Here is a 16861-nt window from a genome sequence, read left to right as displayed (position 1 = left end):
TTGATTAGATTCCAATTCGTTGGAAAGTTGCAACGTTGAAAGTTGTAATGTTGATGATGATCGAAACTTTGCAGGCTTAAAAAGGGTAACTTTTCAAACTTCAAACATTTCAACTTTACGACATGTGCCTCTACTTATTAGTAATTATCGCAGCATTAAACGCAGCTGAATCCGGCCTGGTGGTGTAGCCGTAAGCGTATAGGGTGTACAACTTACCATCATCAATTTGAAAGTTTGTTAAGGTTGTTAGTACAGAGGATGAACCGGTCGCATAAACCTGGAAATCGTAGTTGCCAATTGGTAATTCAACAAAGTCCGAAAAAGTGGGATACTTTATCTTGCTGAACGCTTTCGTGCCGTTGGCATAAACATCAAGTCCGTTAATACCCGATGGGGAGGCGTCAACAAAACGTACTTTTCCACGGCCAACTTTGGGCAGGATGGCGGTGTCGACGGTAAAAATTGTCTTGAGCGAATTATCAGCAACGGTGCCTGTTATAAAAAGACTGTATTGCGCGTTCCTGGTCAAAATATCCGACCGGGAGAGTATAGCAGGTCCGCCGTTAATCCTATTAGATCGTATGAGGTAAGGGGTGTCGGTATATGGCACCACAAAATATCCCTGGTTTACCGAATATCTAAACGGCGTGTTATTTGTTTTGAGGAACCTTATATAAAGGTCGATAGGTAAAACATCCGGGCTTAAGTTTAATACCTCGTATTTAATGTTGAGACTTGCAGTACTTACGTTAGCGCCTTTACCACACGAAGATAATATCGACATAAACCAAAATACTGCTAAAAAAGTAAGCAGGAAGGCCGATATTTTCCATTTTATTTTTGAACTCATATCCTATTAAAAATTAAGCGCCATGCCCAGGCTGAATTTTGAACTGCCTGTTCCAGTTAGCGTACCTTTCGTAAATATTGTGTATCCTTTGTTTGGCGACATCGATACGATGGTATCTATTTTAGGTGTTGACGAACCCGTCTCGAAAACCTTTATTTCTTTTAATCCGCTTCCAACAGATAAAAACGATGACGATGTTTTAAATGCGGAATGAAATTTAAGTGTATCGCCAATTTTAACATCGAAAATACCGGCGCCGGGTGTTGTATGCACAAATCGTAATTGAACCTTGTTGGTGTCTACTATCAAAGTATCGATAGTTACTAATGTTTTATCAAGACTTTCGCCGGCTATGTAAAGCGAGTGGTACAAACTGTCTTTTAAATTTAGCGGTATGCTTATTAAATAATCGGGGCTGCCATCTTTTTTAATTTGAAAGTTTTGTAAGCCCGCCGGCACTGTAAGGTAAAAAGTTTGGCCGCCCGGCGTCAACGCCGAAGTGTTATTTTGGCGGGTGCCGTTTACATAAAAATTTATGTTACCGGCCGATGCATTTACAACATTTATGGCTGTTGAAACCTTTTTTGTAAATACATTATCATTGCTTTTACATGATGCCAAAACGGTAATAGCAATAATAAAGAATAAAGCGGCTAACCTGGTTTTCATACAGTAAATGCTATTATAACTGCTTATAATAAGTTTTGTTATAGTGTTGAACAAAAAAGTCCGGTTTTTACGCCGGACTCTTTTTATTAGTTGCAGTAGCGAATTGGCAGTTGGCAGGTTTAGTTAAGACTAAAACCACTCTCCATTCACTACTCACTGTTTATGCGTAGCTATTTAACATTACCGGCATAACCAGCATCAGTACATCTTCATTTTCGTCACCACCCTGTGGCAACAGGATACCTGCGCGGTTAGGGGTCGACATTTCAAGTGACACTTCTTCGCAGCTTAAGTTTTTAAGCATCTCGATAAGGAAACGGGCGTTAAAACCAATTTCCATATCCTCGCCCTCATACTGGCAGCTTAAACGTTCGTGCGCCTCGTTGGCAAAATCAATATCTTCTGATGATATATTAAGCTCGCTGCCGTTTATTTTAAGCCTTACCTGGTGGGTGGTCTTGTTGGCATAAATAGCAACGCGGCTAAGCGAGCCTAAAAATGCCTGGCGGTCGATACTTAATTTATTCGGATTATTTAACGGGATAACCGCTTCGTAATCAGGGTAACGTTCGTCTATCAAACGGCAAACCAGGTTAATGTTGCCAAATTTGAAGAATGCGCTGGTGCTGTTGTATTCAACTGCAACATTAACATCGTCGCTTGGCAGCGATGATTTTAAAAGTGTAAGCGCTTTTTTAGGCAATATAAACGATGTTGTGCTTGCAGCTTTGGCATCTTTACGGCGGTAGCGTACCAGTTTGTGGGCATCGGTAGCTACAAACGTAAGCGACGATGTAGACAGCTGGCAGTAAACCCCCGTCATTGCCGGGCGCAACTCATCGTTACTAACCGCAAAAATGGTTTTGTTTATCGCTTCGCCTAAAACAGAAGCCGGCAGATTTACTGACGAAGCATTCTCAACAACAGGTATTTTAGGGAAGTCCTCGCCGTTTTCACCGTTTAGCTTGTATTTACCGTCGCCGGCGTTTATTTCAATGGCAAACGTAGTGTCATCAACCGAAAAATTTACAGGCTGCTCGGGCAACGACTTTAAAGTCTCTAACAAAATACGCGAGGGTATAGCTATACGGCCATTTTCCTTAGCCTCAACAGGCAAAGAAGTGGTCATGCTGGTTTGCAGATCGGTGGCCGATATCGTTAAGTTTCCATCTTTTATCTCGAACAAAAAGTTTTCAAGTATGGGCAACACCGTACTATTGCTCAAGGCCCCGCTAACAGCCTGTAGTTGCTTTAGTAATGTTGATGTAGAAACAATAAATCTCATATAATTGGAATTAATCTATCAAAAGTAAATAATTTAATGAGCATACTTTCTTTTGCGCATATAATGTTGAAAAATAGCAAATATTACCAACAAACCCAAGGGCAGGGCATTATTAAAAACCTGCCAGTATAGTTTTTCAACCCGGATGCGCGGCCTGTCAAGCAGCCGTATTTTTATTTCCTTCGTCCGCAGGTCTATCAGGCCGGAGTCGTCGGTCATGTAGTCGGCAATATTCAGTAAAAGATTTTTGTTGCCAAAATTTTGCTGGGTATAATGGTCGTACCCAAGGGGGTATGGTGAGCCATCGGCACCTATTTGGTTCTTTAGTATGTCGCCATCGCTCACAACAATCATTTTGGTGTGTTTGCTTAGCGGCAGTACAGGTACATTTTCGTTCAGGCCTTCGGGTGACGGGCGGTTTTGAAAGTCGGACTTAAACTGGCCTTCCAGCAATACGGCTACTGTTTGGGGCTCGCCCCGGAATTCCTTAGGGTTTGGCTCTTGCTGAACAGCCTGCAACGAAATAATATGCGGCGCGCTTATTTTTTTATTATAGGGAGATGAGGTAAGTAGTACCGTTTTCTTTACGTTTTTTATGGCGAGGGTGTCAATAGTGCTGGCAAACTCGCTGCGGATGCCATCAAGGTTTTTTACCACCGGGTTTTTTGATGCAGGGATAAAAATTGGATAATATAACCAGGGCAACAGCTGTATTTGGGCCTGGCCACCCGCCGAGCCGGTAGTTAATGGAATTTGAGCGCAGCGCATATCGGCAATCAAATCGTAATTAATGCGCACACCGTAGGTAAAAAGCTGGTCATCCAGGTCAAGTTGCTTCGGGAACGACATTTGTTCACCGCCATGGCCCTTCAGGCTATCTAATTCGGCATTTACCTGGTCAATGGCCCATAACACACGGCCACCGCGCATAATGTATTGATCTATCTTAAACTTCTCAACCTCACTGAATTTGGTATCAGGCTTGGGGATTACCAGCATACTCAGGCGCAGCAATACCTTTAGCGGGATGGTGGCCAAATTAACGCGCCCAACCTGGTACCCGTCGGCTAGCGAGTTCATGGCCCAATACAATTGTAAATCGGTTAGTTCCCTGTGCCCCTCTGTGAAGCCAATAAGCGGCTTGCCTCCGCTGGTTACTTTCTTTATGGCCGATGAAAAGGCATATTCCAGGTTTTGGATAGAGTTGTTGGTGATTTCTTCCCCGGACGAACCAATGCGTGTTTGAAGTAGCTTAACTGCAATTGTGCGGCCCTCAAACTGCACCAAAGCCTCGGGGAAAATCAGCATTTCGGAAACACCGTTATCGGTTTTTACGGTATGTTGTTCGCCAACTATACCTTTGCTTTCCAGGGTATCATAAACGGCCTTTTGCTGGGCATCGGGTAATTTTTTAATATACGCCAGTGGATCCACCAATTCAAACTGAATTTTATCATGACTGTAGGCCTGTAAATCAAGCAGCATATCGCGGGTGGCATGTTGCAGCCGTTTCAGTTCAGCCGAAAAGTTATCGCCCTTTAAATAAACAACAATCCTTACCGGGTCTTTAAGGTTGCTCATTATGCCACGTGTTATTGGCGATATGGTAAACCGTTTTTCTTTGGTAAAATCAAACCGGGTAAAAGTGACATTTGACAATACGCCAAGGAGTATCAAAACGCCCAGGGTGGTACCGCAAAATATTGCATCTGCTCCACGCAGGCTTTTTTGGCGCTGTCTTATCAATACAAATAGCGTAAGGCAAATAAATAATCCCGTCAAAATTATAAAATAGGCCAAATCACGCGTATCCAGCACGCCGCGGCTTACTGATTGGTAATGCTGGGTAATGCCCAGGTCCTGCAGGCTAAGGCTCTGTAGCGACAATAACTGACTTAATGAATCAAACCCGCTGTAAAAAAAGAAACACAGGAATACAGCTATCGTAAACGCTATGATCTGGTTTTTACTTATTGAGGACGCGAATAAACCAATCGCGGCAAATGCTGCGCCGAGTAAAAATAAACCAATATACGAGCCAATTACGCCGCCGGTATCAATATTGCCCTTTGGCGCACCTAATTGATAAACCGAATAATAATAAACCAGGGTAGGCAGCAACGCAAACAACACCAGCAGCAACGATGCAAAATACTTGCCCAGCACAATTTGCCAGTCGGCAAGGGGGCGGGTAAGCAGAATTTCGAAGGTGCCTTCCTTACGTTCTTCGGCCAGCGACCGCATGGTGATGCCCGGTATCAGGAACATAAAAAGGTAGGGGGCAGTGTTAAAAAGGCTATCTAAACCGGCATAGCCATAATCAAGTATGCTCGACTCGGGGAATACCCATAAAAACAGGCCCAGTACTAATAAAAACACCCCAATGGTAACATAGGCCACCAGTGAGCTGAGATATGACGTGATTTCTTTTTTAAGGATGCTAAGCACTTTTGTATTGAGTGATAAACGCCGAAATTACACAATAATGCGCTAAAGCAAAACGATTGTTGGGCACATTTATACGAAAAAAATAAAAAGGAGGATGAAGGGATTTACTTAGCCCCTTTCGGTTTTTCGGGCTTCGGAAATGTTGGCCCGAAACGGTAGGCTACCCGAACGGCAACCTGGTGGTTATCACCCCGGCTTTCGAACCGCAAACCTAAATCAATGGTTGATTTATGGTTGTTGCTGGGGGCAGAAATACCTATCATAGGCGAATAAATAAATGCTGTTTTTGATCCCGTAAAATTGCTTTGCACATTTTGCGATATACCGGCATCACCTTCAAAATAGGCTATTTTGGTGAAATAGTATTTGGCGCCAATCTCAACAGGAATAAATTTTTCGGCGTTTAAAACAAGGGGGCCATTATAATCAAGACGTACCAGGTAAGCGGTATAACCAATAGTGCCAGTTAAATTAAAGTCGGGAGAACCAACGGGAACTTCTATTTTTAATGATGTACCTATAACCGAACCGTAGAAATCAGAAAGACTTCCCGTTGTTAGCCCATATTCGACGCCCAGGCTTAGGTGCGTTTTCATGGTAACCTGCGCGAGGGCACCCAGCGAGCACATCAAAACAACAATTAGCAACAGTAAAGTTCTCTTCATACCTAAAGCCATAAACATAAAGAAAATTCAAAGATTAGTTGCAAACAGGCTGAAAAAAATGGCAACGATGCCCAATTGCCTGTATAATGTCAAAAAGCACACAAGTTGCTACAGGAACCGTAAGGAAGTTTAAATTTGATATTTATATAACAATTTTTTAATGTACAGGGTCATTATTGCTACATTTCTTGTTTTAAAGCTTTCCGGTGTTTCTGCGCAAACAGACTGGAAACTTAAGAGTGAAAATGATGGCATAAAGGTATACACCAGCAATGTTACCGGGTCGAAATTTAAGGCGATAAAAGTTGAATGTGAACTTAATGCCACCTCATCGCAGCTGGTAAAGGTTTTGCTTGACGTGAAAAACTGTCCCGAATGGCTTTATCATACAAAGCTATGCACACTTGTTAAGCAGGTTTCGCCCGGCGAACTATATTATTATTCAGAGATAAATATCCCATGGCCGGTACAGAACCGTGATTTTGTTGCGCACCTAACAGTAAGCCAAAACCCCGAGACTAAGGTTATTACAATTGATGGCCCTGCTGTGAATGGAATGGTACCGGTAAAAGATGGTATTGTACGGGTGCGCTCGTCAAAAGGACTGTGGGTAATAACGCCGCTGAAGAAGAATTTCCTAAAAGTTGTGTATACCTTACAGTTGGATCCCGGTGGCAACCTCCCGGCCTGGCTGGTAAATCTTTTTGCTGCGGAAGGACCAATGAAAAGTTTCCAGGGCCTAAAATCGCAAATAAAAAAGCCTTTATACCACGATGCGGAGCTAAGCTTTATTAAAGACTAGCCAGAAAAAGCATTGATTAGTAACAAAAACAGCCGGGGAGTTTTCCCCGGCTGTTTTTAATAGTACTGATATTTAAATTAATGTGAGTTAGATATACGCATTGGTATTAATAAATCCACATCGTTTTACTTAACAGCTTGCGTTTCGCCTCACCTAAATCCTCTCCAAAGGAGAGGACTTGAGCTTCGCTCTTCGGAAATTCCTTTTCAGAACCCTCTCCTTTGGAGAGGGCAGGGTGAGGCGACGACCAGCTATTGTTGCGTCGCACGCAGCTAATAGGATTGTGTTCTTATATCGAACCCACGTTAAATTAGAAGCTATATGCCACACGTAATGCAACCTGGCTAACAGTTCCGTTGTTTGACCAAGCTTCGTAACGCACGCCCAAATCAAGGCCGCCGTCCAGGGTATAACCTACGCCCGGAGCGTAAGCAAACGCTTTGCCACCGCCGCTTTCGGTTGAAAATGCAACGCCTAACTGGCCTTCGCCATAAAAGCCTTGTCCTTCAAAATAATATTTTAAACCAACTTTTACCGGAACGAAGCCTGATGAGGATGGGAACCCAAGGCCAGCGTTTTTAAGTGAGCTTTTTACCATAAATGATTGGTAGCCGGCTGTTAAGTTTACAAAAGCACCGCTGCCGATAGGCATATCGTACTTAAGTGAACCGCCAATAGCAAAGCTGTAAACGTTGCTGGCGTCGCCAATTGGCAGGCCTGCGTCAACACCAATGCTGAATTTACCGGCATCTGAATCTTTTGTTTGCGCAAAACTGGTGCACGCGGTTACTCCCAGCACGAATAATGCTAATAGAATTTTTTTCATGTGTGAAATTGATTTGTGTTTAAGTTTTGATAAAACAACACCGTGTTATTTTACCTTTATTTCACCTATAGACGCCGGAAACAGACGGGTTGTTACAGGCTTTTTGGGAGAAACAGGCCTCTTTCGAACGTTGAAACTAATTTTTTAGGTGTAAGCGACTGTGTTTAAATAACTTGGAAATTACCGGGTTAGCAAAAATATTTGCTTAAAAAAAGCCTGTAAATAAAAAGAGCAGGACATTACCCTGCTCTTTTGCCTATTTATGTTAACTATTCACTTAAAAACCATAAGCTAAGCGTAACGCTATCTGGCTAACGGTACCATTATTTGACCATGCCTCATAACGAACGCCAATGTCAAAGCCGCCGTCAAGAGTATAGCCTATGCCCGGAGCATATGCAAATGCTTTACCGCCACCGCTTTCTGTTGAGAATGCAACACCCAGTTGGCCTTCGCCATAAAAGCCTTGTCCATCAAAATATTATTTCAAACCTACTTTAATTGGCACAAAACCTGAAGATGATGGAAAGCCAGCATTTTTAAGGGCACTTTTTACCATAAATGATTGGTAACCTGCTGACAAATTTACAAAAGCACCGCTTCCGATTGGCATGTCGTATTTAAGCGAACCGCCGATAGCAAAGCTGTAAACATCGCTGGTTGTGCCAATTGGCAGGCCTGCGTCAACACCGATGCTAAATTTGGCCGCATCTGATGATTTGGAAGTTTGTGCAAAACTGCTGCATGCTGTTACTCCCAGCACGAAAAGCGCTAATAGAATTTTTTTCATGTAATTTAGGTTTTAATTGGTTTATAATATATCAAATATATTAATTTAATAAAAAACAATACTATTTGTTAATATATTTTTAATGTGATTTTAATGTGATTTTCAGGCAGATACAAACAAAAATAGCGAGGATTACGCCCCGCTATTTATTAATTAATAGTTGTTGTATTTTTTATACCGGTTATTGTAAATTGCTGTTAATAACAGGTCCTTAACTTAATTAACCAAAAAATAATTAAGCATAAGTAACAGTCAATGTGATAGGCACGTTCAGCGCTTTTGATATAATGCAACCTGCTTTCGCGCCTTCAGCAATTTCTTTGAATTTTTCTTCAGAAACACCGTCAATCAACGAGCCTTTAAGTTCAAGATGAATGCCGGTTATCTCCAGCTTTTGCATATCCAGGTCTAAAATTGCGTCGGTGGTTAAATCGTTCGGCGTAAAGCCTGCCTGGCTAAGCTGCGCGCCTACTGCCATGGTAAAGCAGCCTGCATGTGCTGCGGCAATCAATTCTTCCGGGTTGGTACCAATCCCGTCCTGGAAACGGGTCTTAAATGAGTATTGGGTGTTGTTCAGGGTGGTGCTTTGTGTAGTAATTTCGCCTTTACCTTCGGTTAAAGTACCGTTCCAATGGGCATGTGCTGTACGTTTCATAGTTTTTAATGTTTGTTTAGTAATTTATTTCAGGTATTGTAAATTGCTGGTTTATCTTGCTGATGAAAGCCAGGATTTCGTCGTGCCCGGCATGTGTTTCGGCCGATGTTACAAAGTGCTGCGGAACTTCCTCGAAAGTAGCTAACAACGCCTTGCGGAACTTAGCGATATTCTGATCTGTTTTTACGGTTGATTGCTTATCTGCTTTGGTAAACACCAATACAAACGAAAGGCCTTTTTCGCCAAGCCAGTTGCAAAACTCAACGTCTATTTTTTGCGGCTCAAGGCGGCTGTCAATAAGTACCATTACGCACTGGAGGCTTTCGCGCTTATCGAGGTAGCTATGGATGAACTTATCCCAGTCGGCTTTTTTGCTTTTTGACGCCCGGGCGTAGCCATAACCGGGTAAATCAACAATGTACCAGTTATCATTTATTAGAAAATGATTGATAAGCTGTGTTTTGCCGGGAGTTTGTGATGTTTTTGCCAGCCCTTTTTTAGCCGTAAGCATATTTATCAGCGACGATTTACCTACGTTTGAGCGCCCGATAAAAGCGTACTCAGCCTTCACCGGCGGCGGTAGCTTTGATATCTGGGTATTGCTGCAAATAAACTCGGCTGTTTTAATAATCATGCTGCAAAGGTAGGGTTTTTAGTTTTGAGATGGTAAATATGAGATGTGAAACAGCATAAATTATTGGTATAATTAGCTATTTTACAATCATTAAACAAAAGAGTATCATAATGTTTCGTAAATTTGATGTTTAAACATGTAATTATATGGAAGCGTATAAAATACCGGCAAAAACCCGCATTGGCCATGTGCATTTAAAAGTAAGCGACCTGCAAAAATCGCTCGATTTTTACTGCGGTTTGCTGGGTTTCGACAAAATGATGATGTACGGCGGGCAGGCTGCATTTATATCGGCAGGAGGGTACCACCACCATATCGGCTTAAATACCTGGCACAGTGCAGGAGCACCACCTGCACCCGAATATGCTCCCGGCTTATATCACACCGCTATATTATATGCTGAGCGTAAAGATCTGGCTGAAATACTGCAACGCCTGATTGACAAAAAATACCCGATAACCGGAGCATCAGACCACGGCGTATCCGAGGCTATTTATTTAGATGATCCGGATGGCAATGGTGTGGAATTATATTGGGACAGGCCGAAAGAGCAATGGCCGCTTGATGAAAATGGCGAACTGACTATGTTTACAAGGAGATTGGATATGGAAGGGTTGCTGGCAGCCGTCTGAACCATGATTCTCCTTAGTGAAGGGATTAAGGGATAGCAAGCCTAACGCTTGCCGCCGTTGTTTTTACGAAAGTGCTGACACTAATTTGTCAGTACTTTTCGCGTTTTTTGGGTAGCAAATAAGGCAAAAAGTGCATTATTAATACAGAAACAGGCTTTTTCATGCCCTGGGCCGAGCCGTTACTGTTCCACCCTGTTCCTTATGTTTCACTGTGAACAGCAACATAAAAATATACCGTAATACTGATATAGGTTTACACCGGGTCTTGTCCGCTTTTTGCATACCAAAGCGTCATTCGCTTGTTACATTACAGTTCTTTAATCCAGATATTCTTATAAAACGTTTTCTTCCCATGCTCCTGTAAAGCAATTACGCCGGTTTTGGCCGTGCCATAGTCGGGGTGATCTTTCCATTTGCCTTCGGCTTTCTTCTTGTTCCAGTCTGCATCCCATGCGGTGAAGGATAAAATCTTTTTACCATTCAGCCAGTGTTCCACATGCCCCTTATTGAAAATGATTTTGCTGGTGTTCCATTCGCCTACGGGCATTAGTTTTTTATTGTTGTTTGGCAGGTGCATGGCATAGTCGCAACCGGTTTTTTGCCAATCTTCCAGCTTTTCGGGCCAGCCAAGGTCGTCGATGATCTGGTATTCGGGGCCGGTTTCAGAGGTATACGGAAATTTAGGATCTTCAACCACATGGTATAAAACGCCGCTGTTGGCGCCTTTTTCAATCTTCCAGTCCCACGATAGTTCAAAGTTGGCGTATTGCTTATCTGTTACAATATCGCCACCCTCAATGCCGCCGGGGCAAACCAGCGAACCGTCTTCAACAATCCAGTTTTTTACTTCTCCTTTTCTATTATAGTTGTGCCAGCCTGCGAGGGTTTTGCCATCAAACAAGCTTTTCCATGTTTTTATTTTGCTGGATGAAGTGACTGGTTTATTGGGGGGAATTTTAAATGCTTGTAAACCCAATAGTATTAGGGCAATTGAGAGTATGCTTAGTTTTTTCATTTTGTGTTTTTCGTATTAAATTGTGGCTGATATTTGTAAACCGCATGGCGGGGGCGAATGCAATTTGCCCCTACGGTATAATTTCCAACCTTTTTACTTTTCGACTTTCCGGGCTAACCTTTTTTCACCATCTTCTCCGGGTCCCAGAACATGGGTTTGTTGTTAAAATAGCTATCGTTACATAATAAAGCCGGTGCTGCTGCGCGGTACCCGAAGGTAGCATCTTCCGTTACCTTGCCGTTGTTACGAATAGCAGTGATGAAATTATTCATATGGTCGTACGGGCCGCCCAGGTAACCTTTGTCGGCTTTATAGGTTATTTCTTCCGGCGGTAGCATCTTTTTACGTTCCGGATTCCGGTCGCCGGCCTGGCGAAGTTTTTCGAGGTAAAAAGGGTCGGCTGAGGCAAATACTTTGTTTCGTTTTAATACCACCTCATCCCAGGTGATGTCCATAGCGCCTTCGCTGCCTACCAGGCGCAGGTAGGTTGTACCGCTGGTACCGTCGACGAAGTTGCAGCGCAACGACAGGTTGAAAGCCGGGTGCATATCGTTTTTTGCATAGTCGAATGTGCCCAATAAAACGTCAGGTACTTCGCGGCCATCGTTCCAGAATCTTAACCCGCCCGAAGCGTAAATTTTTTCAGGCCCGTGAGAACCGGTAACAAGGTGCAGACTGCTGAACAGGTGTACAAATAAATCGCCGGCCATGCCTGTGCCGTAGTCGGTATAGTTTCTCCAGCGAAAAAAACGTTTCTCATCAAATGGGCGTTTGTGCACGTTGCTCACATAGGTGTCCCAATCCACAGTTTGTGGCGATGCATCGGCCGGGATGGGGTATTGCCAAACCTCAACAGGTCCGCGCCTTGCCCAAAAGCCTTCGGCATAGTTAAGCTGGCCTATAGCGCCTGCTGCCAAAAGTTCTTTTGCCTTTTCGTTGCCTAATGACGATACGCCCTGGCTGCCCACCTGGAAAATTTTGCCGGTCTCTTTTTGAGCTTGTATCACTGCCGGGCCCTCGGTTATGGCGTGTACCATTGGCTTCTCACAATACACGTGTTTGCCGGCATGCATGGCATCAACAGATATTTGCTGGTGCCAGTGGTCAGGGGTGCCTATAATTACGGCGTCAATATCTTTGCGGTTGAGTATCTCTTTGTAAATTTTGGTAGTGAAAATATCAGCCCCCCAGCGCTTTTTAGCATCGGCAAGGCGGCCATCATACAAATCGCAAACGGCGACCAGCTTTACACCAGGGATTTGTAACGCCACGTTTGTGTCTTCGCTACCCTGCCCCCCGGCGCCTATCAGGGCAATATTTACCTGGTCGTTAGCGCTGAAGCCGCCTGTTCTTTTTAAGTAGGAAAAAACATCGTTTTTTTTATCGGCCGCAAATACGTTTGAGCCAACAGCAACTGCGGCGGTGGCTGTACCAAGTTTTCTGAGAAAATTTCTTCGGGATGGTTCGTCGTTTTCTTTCATGATAGAGAATTTCGGATTTCGGATGTTCGATTTCGGATTTATTTAATGGGTTGATAAATATAGTATCAAAATATATGATTTGTCAATTTTTATCCATTTTTTCGACGTCAGGCAAATCCGAAATCGAACATCCGAAATCCGAAATCAAATAATCATTATCTTTGCCGCTCCATGAGCAAAACAATAATTCCGTATACCGACCAGCAGGGCACCAAGAAGGAACAGGTAGCTGACATGTTTAACAACATATCAAAAACTTATGATTTTTTAAATCACTTCTTGTCGCTTGGTATTGATATCATCTGGCGCAAAAAGGCGATTAATGAATTGAAATCAAATCAACCTAAATTGATTTTGGATGTAGCCACCGGTACAGGTGATTTTGCTTTTGAGGCCTTAACTATACTTAAACCCGAAAAAATCATTGGGGTTGATATCTCGCAGGGGATGCTCGATATCGCGCAGCAAAAAATAACCAAACGTAATTTGGGCGATAAATTTGAAGTAAAGCTTGGCGATTCGGAAAAGCTGCCTTTTGATTCCGATGGCTTTGATGCGGTTACCGTGGCCTATGGCGTGCGCAATTTTGAAAACCTTGAAACAGGGCTTGCCGACATATTCCGCGTGCTAAAGCCGGGTGGAAAGGCGGTGGTACTGGAGTTTTCAAAACCGAAGGTATTCCCTGTAAAACAGCTGTATAACGTGTATTTTAACTATATTACACCCGGAATTGGTAAATTATTTTCGAAAGATGCAAGGGCCTACACTTATTTGCCTGAGTCGGTAGCTGCTTTTCCTGATGGGACAACGTTTACGGCGCTTATGGATAAAGTAGGCTTTAAACATACCAAACACAGGCCTTTGGCGTTTGGTATTTGTTCAATTTATACGGGTATTAAATGATTAAAAACGGTTACCTGACCATTATTATATTATTATTTTGCGGTAATGCCCTACTTGCCCAGGCGCCTGCATGGGGTGGCGGCGCCGACCAAACCGATCTTAGCTTTGGTTTTAGCTTCAGTTATGTTAGCAATTACTTTAAAATTGATAAAAAGCCCAACTGGCGCGATCCGTTTTTCGACCCGGGGGTAAACCGGTTTATCACCGACTCCTTGCGGAGTATCAGCTCAAAAAATGCTACCGGTTTTGGTGTGGGCTTTATAACCCGCTACCGGCTTACCGACCATATTGAGGTGCGGGGAAATCCTTCACTCGTTTTTGCTGACCGGTCGATTACCTACATTTATCCCAAAAGTACCGACAACGTTACCAAGCAAATACAATCCACCACGGTAGATTTTCCGCTGGAGGTGAAAATAAAATCGGATAGAATACAGGATTTCCGGGCGTACATTTTAGGCGGCGTAAAATACTCGCTTGCCATTGGCTCAAAAAAGAACGCCGATACCGGCCTCGACCCATTGAACAAATTGGTTAAAAACGCCGGCGGTTTCGGCTCGTATGAGGCGGGAATTGGCTGCGATATTTATTTCGAATTTTTTAAGCTGTCGCCCGAGATTAAGATGTCAAACTCGTTTGGCAATGTTTTGGTGCCCGAAAACCACCCTTATTCCAGTCCCATTAGCAGTCTTGGGCTGCACACTTTTACTTTTAGTTTGATTTTTGAGTAGGGTGGAAGAGTCCTAAGTGGAAAGTCTTGAGTCAAAAATCTTGGTTTTAAGTCTAAATTCTGACTTAAGACTTCTGGCTTTAGACTCGGAACTTGACAAATCTTTGCTAATAAATGACAACTTTATCCAATCAAAAAACATAATTTCGCTGCGATAGTTACCTATGTATGGCTAAAATTGCATTAATAACAGGCGCCACATCAGGAATTGGTGAGGCTTGCGCTCATTTATTTGCGCGCGAAAAGTATAATTTGATATTAACCGGCCGGCGGATTGACAGGCTGGAGAAGCTTGCAAAAAAGCTAAATACCAAATACAACGTTGAAATTGCTGTATCGCAGTTCGACGTAAGGAACAGGGAAGAGGTAGCTGATAATCTTGAAAATTTACCCGCCAAATGGAAAAAGGTAAACGTGCTGATTAACAACGCCGGCCTAAGCCAAGGGCTAGACCCGGTTGACAAAGGCAGCCTTGACGATTGGGATACCATGATTGATACCAATGTAAAGGGCTTGCTTTACGTAAGTAAAATAGTAGCCAACTGGATGATAAAAAACGGCAGCGGGCATATTGTAAATATAGGTTCGATTGCCGGTAAAGAAGTTTATGCCAATGGCAATGTATACTGTGCCAGTAAACATGCGGTTGATGCCCTAAATAAAGGCATGCGGATTGACCTGTTGCCACATGGCATAAAAGTAACGGCTATACATCCGGGAGCAGTGGAAACTGAGTTTTCGGAAGTTAGGTTCAAAGGCGATAAAGAAAGGGCCAAAAAGGTTTATGACGGCTTCGATCCGTTGGTAGCCGATGATATAGCTGAAACCATTTGGTTTGCTGTATCGCGCCCGGCACATGTAAATATTAACGATATGGTAGTAATGCCAACAGCGCAGGCAAATGCGACCACTATATTTAGAGATTAGCAACAAAGAGATTAGATACCAGAGGTTAGAGATTAGGAAAAAACTCACTGCATAATAAATCCGAAATTGAACATCCGAAATCCAAATAAAAAATTCACCAATTCGCTAAATCACAAATTAAAATGTCACTCATAACACAAATAGACCAGGATATAAAGCAAGCTATGCTGGCAAAACAGGCCGACCGTTTGCGGGGGCTGCGGGCAATTAAGTCGGCTTTACTTTTGGCTCGTACCGAAAAGGGTGCTGCTGAAGAACTGACCGGCGAAGCTGAAATTAAAGTGTTGCAAAAACTGGTAAAACAACGCAAGGAATCGGCAGAGATCTATAAAACACAAAACCGCGAGGATTTGTACCAAATTGAAATGGACGAAATGAAGGTTATTGAGCCTTACCTGCCACAGCAAATGACCCGTTTTGAAATTGAGGGTTACTTGCAGGAAGTGATTAGTCGTATTGGTGCAACATCGGTTAGCGATATGGGTAAAGTAATGGGCATTGCCAACAAAGAACTGGCAGGCGAGGCTGATGGCCGGACGATATCGGAAGTGGTGAAGCAATTGTTAGGTTGATAGGGTGGATTAAGTGAGTGGTTGATTAAGTTAAAGAATTAATAACTTAATATAACCCAATCAACCTAATGCAACTTAATCAACTAAAAAACTAAGAATTACTTGCATCTAACAAGCAATAAGCTATTTTTATAGCGAAAATATTTGAAGATGCAAACCGGCAGAATTGACAGTCGGGTGTTTAAAATTTAAACTTTACAAATTTATATGGATTTCGTGCTTAAAGAGGAACACGGTTTTAGTTATATCGATGAGGGCGAAGGAGAAGTTCTGTTGTTATTACACGGCTTAATGGGTGCATTGAGCAACTGGGATAAGGTGATAGAGGAATTCAGGGGGCAGTACAGGGTAATTATACCAATACTGCCGATATATGATTTACCGTTATTAACTACAGGGGTTAAAACCCTTGCTAAGTATGTGCACAAGTTTGTAAAGTATAAAAAGCTTAACAACGTAACGCTGCTGGGCAACTCATTGGGTGGGCATGTGGCCTTAATATATGTGTTGTCGCATCCAACTTATGTGAAGGCAATGGTATTAACCGGTAGCTCGGGCCTGTATGAAAATGCTTTTGGCGGCTCCTTCCCACGGCGCGAGAGTTATGATTTTGTGAAAGAGAAGGTAGAATATACTTTTTATGACCCAAATACGGCAACCAAAGAACTAGTTGATGACGTATATCGTATAATAAATGACAGGCACAGCGTTATCAGGATACTGGCAATGGCAAAATCGGCCATACGCCATAATATGAACGCCGATCTGCATAAGATAAAAGTTCCGGTATCATTAATATGGGGGCGCGATGACAAAATTACCCCGCCGGAGGTTGCGGTTGAATTTAACCAACTGCTGCCCGATTCGGAACTGCACTGGATAGATAAATGTGGGCATGCACCTATGATGGAGCAACCCGAAGAGTTTAACAAGTACTTAAAACCGTTTTTAGAAAAAATAAATCTAAATAAATAAAA

General features: G+C 42.9%; 18 protein-coding genes. 7 read left to right on the top strand and 11 right to left on the bottom strand.

What is annotated here, in order from left to right; translation table 11 throughout:
- Positions 1-130: 130 nt before the first annotated feature.
- From Q0R52_RS04235 to Q0R52_RS04215, 5 genes are all read right to left on the bottom strand, one after another.
- Positions 131-850 carry a DUF4397 domain-containing protein gene (locus Q0R52_RS04235; protein ID WP_295792470.1) on the bottom strand — a complete coding sequence of 240 codons (720 nt, stop codon included), beginning with the start codon at positions 848-850 and terminating at the stop codon, positions 131-133.
- Positions 851-856: 6 nt separating this feature from the next.
- Positions 857-1519 (bottom strand): DUF4397 domain-containing protein, encoded by a 663-nt coding sequence (locus tag Q0R52_RS04230; protein WP_295792468.1) that lies wholly within the window; start codon positions 1517-1519, stop codon positions 857-859.
- Positions 1520-1679: 160 nt separating this feature from the next.
- Complete coding sequence (dnaN, locus tag Q0R52_RS04225) at positions 1680-2804, bottom strand: DNA polymerase III subunit beta (protein ID WP_252787933.1); 1125 nt, start codon at positions 2802-2804, stop codon at positions 1680-1682.
- A gap of 33 nt (positions 2805-2837) precedes the next feature.
- Positions 2838-5252, bottom strand: coding sequence for a gliding motility-associated ABC transporter substrate-binding protein GldG (gldG, locus tag Q0R52_RS04220; RefSeq protein ID WP_366520848.1), 2415 nt, complete (start codon positions 5250-5252; stop codon positions 2838-2840).
- 104 nt (positions 5253-5356) lie between these two features.
- Positions 5357-5917, bottom strand: a complete 561-nt coding sequence (locus tag Q0R52_RS04215) for a hypothetical protein (RefSeq protein WP_295792466.1) — start codon at positions 5915-5917, stop codon at positions 5357-5359.
- A gap of 160 nt (positions 5918-6077) precedes the next feature.
- Here Q0R52_RS04215 and Q0R52_RS04210 point away from each other — a divergent pair, with 160 nt between their 5' ends.
- A complete protein-coding gene (locus Q0R52_RS04210; protein WP_295792464.1) occupies positions 6078-6719 on the top strand; it encodes an START domain-containing protein in 642 nt (213 codons plus the stop codon).
- A 310-nt stretch (positions 6720-7029) separates the two neighbouring features.
- Here Q0R52_RS04210 and Q0R52_RS04205 read toward each other — a convergent pair whose 3' ends face one another.
- From Q0R52_RS04205 to yihA, 4 genes are all read right to left on the bottom strand, one after another.
- On the bottom strand, positions 7030-7545 hold the full coding sequence (locus Q0R52_RS04205; RefSeq protein ID WP_295792462.1) for a hypothetical protein: 516 nt from the start codon (positions 7543-7545) through the stop codon (positions 7030-7032).
- Positions 7546-8026: 481 nt separating this feature from the next.
- The gene (locus Q0R52_RS04200) at positions 8027-8335 is read right to left on the bottom strand and encodes a hypothetical protein (RefSeq protein ID WP_295792460.1); all 309 of its coding nucleotides are present in this window, start codon (positions 8333-8335) and stop codon (positions 8027-8029) included.
- 235 nt (positions 8336-8570) lie between these two features.
- Positions 8571-8990 (bottom strand): OsmC family protein, encoded by a 420-nt coding sequence (locus Q0R52_RS04195; protein WP_295792458.1) that lies wholly within the window; start codon positions 8988-8990, stop codon positions 8571-8573.
- Positions 8991-9006: 16 nt separating this feature from the next.
- Positions 9007-9624, bottom strand: a complete 618-nt coding sequence (yihA, locus tag Q0R52_RS04190) for a ribosome biogenesis GTP-binding protein YihA/YsxC (protein ID WP_295792456.1) — start codon at positions 9622-9624, stop codon at positions 9007-9009.
- 146 nt (positions 9625-9770) lie between these two features.
- On the opposite strand from yihA, the gene Q0R52_RS04185 reads away from it, so the two are divergent.
- A complete protein-coding gene (locus Q0R52_RS04185; RefSeq protein ID WP_295792454.1) occupies positions 9771-10256 on the top strand; it encodes a VOC family protein in 486 nt (161 codons plus the stop codon).
- 307 nt (positions 10257-10563) lie between these two features.
- Here Q0R52_RS04185 and Q0R52_RS04180 read toward each other — a convergent pair whose 3' ends face one another.
- Positions 10564-11271 (bottom strand): DUF1080 domain-containing protein, encoded by a 708-nt coding sequence (locus Q0R52_RS04180; protein WP_295792452.1) that lies wholly within the window; start codon positions 11269-11271, stop codon positions 10564-10566.
- A gap of 113 nt (positions 11272-11384) precedes the next feature.
- On the bottom strand, positions 11385-12752 hold the full coding sequence (locus Q0R52_RS04175) for a Gfo/Idh/MocA family oxidoreductase (RefSeq protein ID WP_295792450.1): 1368 nt from the start codon (positions 12750-12752) through the stop codon (positions 11385-11387).
- Positions 12753-12923: 171 nt separating this feature from the next.
- On the opposite strand from Q0R52_RS04175, the gene ubiE reads away from it, so the two are divergent.
- From ubiE to Q0R52_RS04150, 5 genes are all read left to right on the top strand, one after another.
- Complete coding sequence (gene ubiE / locus Q0R52_RS04170) at positions 12924-13655, top strand: bifunctional demethylmenaquinone methyltransferase/2-methoxy-6-polyprenyl-1,4-benzoquinol methylase UbiE (RefSeq protein WP_295792448.1); 732 nt, start codon at positions 12924-12926, stop codon at positions 13653-13655.
- Entirely contained in the window at positions 13652-14386 is a 735-nt protein-coding gene (locus Q0R52_RS04165) for an outer membrane beta-barrel protein (RefSeq protein WP_295792447.1), read from the top strand. The genes ubiE and Q0R52_RS04165 overlap by 4 nt, the downstream gene beginning before the upstream one ends.
- A gap of 167 nt (positions 14387-14553) precedes the next feature.
- Positions 14554-15312 (top strand): SDR family oxidoreductase, encoded by a 759-nt coding sequence (locus tag Q0R52_RS04160; protein ID WP_295792446.1) that lies wholly within the window; start codon positions 14554-14556, stop codon positions 15310-15312.
- 122 nt (positions 15313-15434) lie between these two features.
- The gene (locus tag Q0R52_RS04155; RefSeq protein WP_295792444.1) at positions 15435-15884 is read left to right on the top strand and encodes a GatB/YqeY domain-containing protein; all 450 of its coding nucleotides are present in this window, start codon (positions 15435-15437) and stop codon (positions 15882-15884) included.
- A 207-nt stretch (positions 15885-16091) separates the two neighbouring features.
- Entirely contained in the window at positions 16092-16859 is a 768-nt protein-coding gene (locus Q0R52_RS04150; protein WP_295792443.1) for an alpha/beta hydrolase, read from the top strand.
- Positions 16860-16861: the final 2 nt, after the last annotated feature.

Origin of the sequence: Mucilaginibacter sp., from assembly GCF_025359345.1 — a bacterium.
Lineage (GTDB): Bacteria > Bacteroidota > Bacteroidia > Sphingobacteriales > Sphingobacteriaceae > Mucilaginibacter.
This window is presented reverse-complemented; position numbering and strand designations above follow the sequence as displayed.

What these genes read in the sequence shown, in the direction of transcription:
- Q0R52_RS04205 (WP_295792462.1), bottom strand. Translation starts at nt 7,545, where the DNA reads ATGAAAAAAATTCTATTAGCATTATTCGTGCTGGGAGTAACCGCGTGC.
- Q0R52_RS04175 (WP_295792450.1), bottom strand. Translation starts at nt 12,752, where the DNA reads ATGAAAGAAAACGACGAACCATCCCGAAGAAATTTTCTCAGAAAACTT.
- Q0R52_RS04230 (WP_295792468.1), bottom strand. Translation starts at nt 1,519, where the DNA reads ATGAAAACCAGGTTAGCCGCTTTATTCTTTATTATTGCTATTACCGTT.
- Q0R52_RS04155 (WP_295792444.1), top strand. Translation starts at nt 15,435, where the DNA reads ATGTCACTCATAACACAAATAGACCAGGATATAAAGCAAGCTATGCTG.
- Q0R52_RS04160 (WP_295792446.1), top strand. Translation starts at nt 14,554, where the DNA reads ATGGCTAAAATTGCATTAATAACAGGCGCCACATCAGGAATTGGTGAG.
- Q0R52_RS04165 (WP_295792447.1), top strand. Translation starts at nt 13,652, where the DNA reads ATGATTAAAAACGGTTACCTGACCATTATTATATTATTATTTTGCGGT.
- dnaN (WP_252787933.1), bottom strand. Translation starts at nt 2,804, where the DNA reads ATGAGATTTATTGTTTCTACATCAACATTACTAAAGCAACTACAGGCT.
- Q0R52_RS04235 (WP_295792470.1), bottom strand. Translation starts at nt 850, where the DNA reads ATGAGTTCAAAAATAAAATGGAAAATATCGGCCTTCCTGCTTACTTTT.
- Q0R52_RS04195 (WP_295792458.1), bottom strand. Translation starts at nt 8,990, where the DNA reads ATGAAACGTACAGCACATGCCCATTGGAACGGTACTTTAACCGAAGGT.
- Q0R52_RS04215 (WP_295792466.1), bottom strand. Translation starts at nt 5,917, where the DNA reads ATGAAGAGAACTTTACTGTTGCTAATTGTTGTTTTGATGTGCTCGCTG.
- yihA (WP_295792456.1), bottom strand. Translation starts at nt 9,624, where the DNA reads ATGATTATTAAAACAGCCGAGTTTATTTGCAGCAATACCCAGATATCA.
- Q0R52_RS04150 (WP_295792443.1), top strand. Translation starts at nt 16,092, where the DNA reads ATGGATTTCGTGCTTAAAGAGGAACACGGTTTTAGTTATATCGATGAG.
- Q0R52_RS04180 (WP_295792452.1), bottom strand. Translation starts at nt 11,271, where the DNA reads ATGAAAAAACTAAGCATACTCTCAATTGCCCTAATACTATTGGGTTTA.
- Q0R52_RS04210 (WP_295792464.1), top strand. Translation starts at nt 6,078, where the DNA reads ATGTACAGGGTCATTATTGCTACATTTCTTGTTTTAAAGCTTTCCGGT.
- Q0R52_RS04200 (WP_295792460.1), bottom strand. Translation starts at nt 8,335, where the DNA reads ATGAAAAAAATTCTATTAGCGCTTTTCGTGCTGGGAGTAACAGCATGC.
- ubiE (WP_295792448.1), top strand. Translation starts at nt 12,924, where the DNA reads ATGAGCAAAACAATAATTCCGTATACCGACCAGCAGGGCACCAAGAAG.
- Q0R52_RS04185 (WP_295792454.1), top strand. Translation starts at nt 9,771, where the DNA reads ATGGAAGCGTATAAAATACCGGCAAAAACCCGCATTGGCCATGTGCAT.